Origin of the sequence: Paraburkholderia sp. XV, from assembly GCF_020177535.1 — a bacterium.
In the GTDB taxonomy this organism is placed as follows: domain Bacteria; phylum Pseudomonadota; class Gammaproteobacteria; order Burkholderiales; family Burkholderiaceae; genus Paraburkholderia; species Paraburkholderia caribensis.
The window spans coordinates 1-4812 of record NZ_JAGUUD010000224.1; the positions used below are offsets into that span (position 1 = coordinate 1).

4 protein-coding genes and 2 pseudogenes are annotated in these 4812 nt (G+C 63.1%); 4 read left to right on the forward strand and 2 right to left on the reverse strand.

Features of this window, described 5'->3' with window-relative positions; genetic code table 11:
• A pseudogene (locus KFO72_RS41220) lies at positions 1–70 on the reverse strand (succinate dehydrogenase, cytochrome b556 subunit); the annotation flags it as partial.
• A 151-nt stretch (positions 71–221) separates the two neighbouring features.
• Positions 222–1016 carry a GntR family transcriptional regulator gene (locus KFO72_RS41225; protein WP_054933450.1) on the reverse strand — a complete coding sequence of 265 codons (795 nt, stop codon included), beginning with the start codon at positions 1014–1016 and terminating at the stop codon, positions 222–224.
• 534 nt (positions 1017–1550) lie between these two features.
• On the opposite strand from KFO72_RS41225, the gene KFO72_RS41230 reads away from it, so the two are divergent.
• The 4 genes and pseudogenes from KFO72_RS41230 to KFO72_RS41245 form a co-directional block, all read left to right on the forward strand.
• Positions 1551–2534 carry a malate dehydrogenase gene (locus KFO72_RS41230; protein WP_054933449.1) on the forward strand — a complete coding sequence of 328 codons (984 nt, stop codon included), beginning with the start codon at positions 1551–1553 and terminating at the stop codon, positions 2532–2534.
• Between the two features lie 214 nt (positions 2535–2748).
• Entirely contained in the window at positions 2749–3756 is a 1008-nt protein-coding gene (locus KFO72_RS41235; RefSeq protein WP_107203456.1) for an HpcH/HpaI aldolase/citrate lyase family protein, read from the forward strand.
• Positions 3753–4664: a methylisocitrate lyase gene (gene prpB, locus KFO72_RS41240; RefSeq protein WP_062917191.1), complete on the forward strand. Its 912-nt coding sequence runs from the start codon at positions 3753–3755 to the stop codon at positions 4662–4664. The genes KFO72_RS41235 and prpB overlap by 4 nt, the downstream gene beginning before the upstream one ends.
• A 24-nt stretch (positions 4665–4688) precedes the next feature.
• A pseudogene (locus tag KFO72_RS41245) lies at positions 4689–4812 on the forward strand (2-methylcitrate synthase); the annotation flags it as partial.

Below are 4812 nucleotides of genomic sequence, written 5' to 3' on the forward strand. Positions count from 1 at the left end.
ATGCCGTCAATATCTGCCCGATACCGATGTTCCGGTATTCCGGCCTCGGTTTTTTTACGGCTTCTGCCATGCTAGACCCCTACTTGTAGTCACACTAATCCGCAATTTTAGCGCCTTTTCATTTCGCGCTGCAGCGTAACACTGCTCTAGAGAGCGTGCCGCGAAGCGCGCATGAAGGCCGTCGCAAGCCTTGCCGCAAGCCCACGGCAACGCTTCCTGTCTCAACTCAAATCGTTCTGATAGTAATACCCGGTTGTGACATACCATCCGCGCCGCACTTCGACGGGACGGTCACCATAGGTATAGGACACGCGCTCCACCGACAGCAACGGAAATCCCGTCGGCACGTGCAGAAGATCGGCAACGGACGGGTCCGCAGCGACGGCGCGAATCTTCTCGGACGCGCGAATCATGCGCGTGCCGAACTCCGTTTCGAACATGGCGTAGAGCGGCCCCTTGTATTCCGACAGGCGCTCCAGCGTCAGCCCCCGGAACACGCCGCCCGGCAGCCAGATTTCGTCGAGCACCGTGTCTTCGCCGTCGAATGTCAAAAGGCGCTTGATCAGCACGACGGGATCCGCCGGTTTCAATTCCAGCTGCCGCGCGATATCCGCCGAAGCACGCAAACGCCGGCATTCGAGTAGCCGGCTGATATGCGGGTGCTCGGCGCCGTCGTCGGCGAGAAGACGGAGAAAACGGAATTGCGCGCGCTCTTCGTTGTGCGTGGCAACAAAAGTGCCCTTGCCCTGGCGGCGCACCAGCAGATTGTCGGCGGCCAGCTCGTCGATCGCCTTGCGCACGGTGCCCTGACTGACCTTGTAACGCGCGGCCAGTTCGACTTCACTGGGAATGATCTCGCCAGGTTTCCATTCACCTGACTCGAGACTCTGCGTGATGAGCGCCTTGATCTGCTGATAGAGAGGACTGAACGTCGGCGAAGGCGCGGAGACAGGCGCAGCATCGCCCGCGCCGGACGCGCCGGGAGGGTTCGCTGTGCTGGCCGGGTTCGAATTCATGCGCGCATTTCAACACAAAGGGCCTCATGCCGTCCAGATTTTTTCCCGTAATAGATATGTCTTATATAAGACATAAGATACGGTTGACTTTGTCCCGCCCGACTCCTACACTCCTTGTCGAGCAAGGGTTTGCGGGTTGTGCCACGCCTTTTTGACAGCGCTTCATGTCAACGGCGTGAGGCACCGGAAAGCCGCCCTGCATCACGCTGTTCCCTCACGCAGTTCAGGTTTCGCTTCGCCCTGCATTGCCCGGCAAGTGCGCCGCAATGCCCCGCCGAAACGCGCTGTTTGCAGGAGTCCGCGCCATGCAGCGGCCTGATCTGGCGGCGAACGCCACAAGCAGCGCCCCGTCCCCGCTCGGCAGCACAGATTATCCGGCACGGCGGCTTCGCCGGCAGCGTGCCTTCGGGCCTTCTTCGGACCGCCTGCAAGGTTCGCCCAGCGAAAATGCCGTGCTAAAACCACGCTTCGCGTAACGCCCATATAGAATGGCGTTTTCCCTAGCGTTCAACGCATCGTCCTGGAGATTTCTCAATGGCTAAGCCCGCAAAGCGCGTTGCCGTCACCGGCGCCGCAGGTCAAATCGGTTACTCCCTGCTGTTCCGCATCGCCAATGGCGACATGCTCGGCAAGGATCAGCCGGTCATCCTGCAACTGCTGGACCTGCCGCAAGCGCAAGCCGCCGTTAAAGGCGTCGTGATGGAACTCGAAGACTGCGCGTTCCCGCTGCTCGCGGGCGTCGTGGTCACCGACGATCCCAAGGTTGCGTTCAAGGACGCCGACGTCGCGCTGCTGGTCGGCGCGCGTCCGCGCTCGAAAGGCATGGAGCGTAAGGACCTGCTGTCGGCGAACGCCGAAATCTTCACGGTGCAAGGCAAGGCACTGAACGAAGTGGCGAGCCGCGACGTGAAGGTGCTGGTGGTCGGCAACCCGGCTAACACCAACGCCTACATCGCGATGAAGTCGGCACCGGACCTGCCCAAGAAAAACTTCACGGCCATGCTGCGTCTGGACCACAACCGTGCGCTGTCGCAACTCGCGGCCAAGTCGGGCAAGCCGGTTGCTTCGATCGAAAAGCTGGTCGTGTGGGGCAACCACTCGCCCACCATGTACCCGGATTTCCGCGTCGCGACGGCTGAAGGCCAGGACCTGACCAAGCTGATCAACGACGAAGAATGGAACCGCAACACGTTCATCCCGACGGTCGGCAAGCGCGGCGCGGCGATCATCGAAGCGCGCGGCCTGTCGTCGGCGGCTTCGGCAGCGAACGCAGCCATCGACCACGTGCGTGACTGGGTGCTCGGCACGAACGGCAAGTGGGTCACGATGGGCATTCCGTCGGACGGCTCGTACGGCATCCCGGAAGACATCGTCTACGGCGTTCCCGTGACGTGCGAAAACGGCGAGTACAAGCGTGTCGAAGGCCTGCAGATCGACGCATTCGCGCGTGAAAAGATGGACAACACGCTGAACGAGCTGCTCGAAGAGCGCGAAGGCGTTCAGCACCTGCTCGGCTAATCGCCTGATGCAGAATGACCGGGACTCCGTTGCAGCGCGACGGGTTCCGGTTTTTTGCGTTTGACAACCCTGCATGACGTTTTGCGCAGCAAGCGCACGCAGGGGTTCGCAACTGATTCGAGCGCGTTTTGATCCGACCTTCTGTATATCACGGTCGCAAGAACACCAGAACGCACCCGAATCAGCATTTCCAAACAGTACCCACACGCCGAAAATGCGCGCATTGACTCCCGCCGAAGTCCTGTTTGACGGCGAAGCGCCGCCCACTGTGCTGCCTGCTTGCGACCACTACGCCGGCAGCGAGAAGCTGATGCTCAAATCGCTCGCTTTGCAGCAGGAGCTGGGCCCTGTCTTCGACATCACGCTCGATTGTGAAGACGGCGCGCAAGTCGGTCGCGAGGCGGAACATGCGGAACTGGTCGCGTCGCTGCTCGGCAGCGAGCATGACCGTTTCGGCCGCGTCGGCGTGCGGATTCACGACTTCAATCACGCGCACTGGCGGGACGACGTGCGCCTGATCCTGCGCGCGGCGAAGCGCGCGCCGGCCTTCATTACGCTGCCGAAAATCCGCAACGTGCCCGATGCCGCCGAAATGTGCGCGTTCATCGAGGCCACCCGGCGCGAGCTCGGCATTGCGCAGCCGGTTCCCGTCCAGTTGCTGATCGAAACGCATGGCGCATTGACGCGCGTGTTCGATCTGGCCGCGCTCCCCGCTGTCGAGTCGCTCAGCTTTGGGCTGATGGACTTCGTCTCCGCGCACGACGGCGCGATTCCCGATACCGCGATGCGCTCGCCCGGCCAGTTCGATCACCCGCTCGTGCGCCGCGCGAAGCTCGAGATTGCGGCGGCCTGCCACGCGCATGGCAAGGTGCCGTCGCACAACGTCTCGACGCAAGTGCGCGACATGGACGTCGTGGCGAACGACGCGCTGCGCGCGCGCAACGAGTTCGGTTACACGCGCATGTGGAGCATCCACCCCGCGCAGATCCCCGCCATCGTGTCGGCCTTCGCGCCGCGCGACGAAGAGATCGCGGCGGCGACGGAAATCCTGCTCGCCGCGCAGTCCGCGCAATGGGGCCCGACGCGCCATCGCGACACGCTGCACGATCGCGCGAGCTATCGCTATTACTGGTCGGTGCTGCGCCGCGCCCGCTCGACGGGCCGCAGTGTGCCCGCCGAAGCCGCGCCGCTATTCGGGCCGAACGAGGACTCCCCATTATGAGCAACGCAAACACATCCGCAGGCGCCGCGTTCCGCGCAGCCGTCGCCGCTGAAAAGCCATTGCAGGTAGTCGGGGCGATCAACGCGAATCACGCGCTGCTCGCGCAACGCGCGGGCTTCAAGGCGATCTACGTATCGGGCGGCGGCGTCGCCGCTGGCTCGCTGGGCTTGCCCGATCTCGGCATCTCGACGCTGGACGACGTTTTGACCGACGTGCGCCGCATTACGGATGTCTGCGATCTGCCGCTGCTGGTCGATGTCGACACGGGCTTCGGCCCGTCGGCGTTCAATATTGCGCGCACCGTGAAGGCGCTGACCAAGGCCGGCGCGGGCGCGATGCACATCGAAGACCAGGTTGGCGCGAAACGTTGCGGGCATCGGCCGGGCAAGGCGATCGTGACACAGGACGAGATGGTCGACCGCATCAAGGCGGCCGTCGACGCGCGCACCGATCCGAACTTCGTCATCATGGCGCGCACCGATGCGCTCGCTGTCGAAGGCCTGCAAGCGGCCATGGACCGCGCGATGGCCTGCGTCGAAGCAGGCGCCGACATGATCTTCCCCGAAGCGATGACGGAACTCGGCATGTACAGACAGTTCGCGCAGGCCGTGAAGGTGCCCGTGCTCGCGAACATCACCGAGTTCGGCGCGACGCCCCTGTTCACTGTCGATGAACTGCGCGGCGCGGATGTCTCGCTGGTGCTGTATCCGCTGTCGGCGTTCCGCGCGATGAACAAGGCGGCCGAAAACGTTTACACGGCCATTCGCCGCGACGGGACGCAAAAGAACGTCGTCGACACGATGCAGACGCGCGAAGAACTGTACGATCGCATCGGCTATCACGCGTACGAGCAGAAGCTCGACGCGCTGTTCAGCCAGGGCACGCGGAACAACGAGCAGGACAAGTAAGCGCACAACAAGGAGACCCCTGGAATGAGCGATACGACGCAAGCGGCTGCACCAGGAACGACAAGCGGCTTCAAGCCGAAGAAATCCGTGGCCCTGTCGGGCGTGACGGCGGGCAATACCGCGCTGTGCACGGTCGGCAAGACGGGCA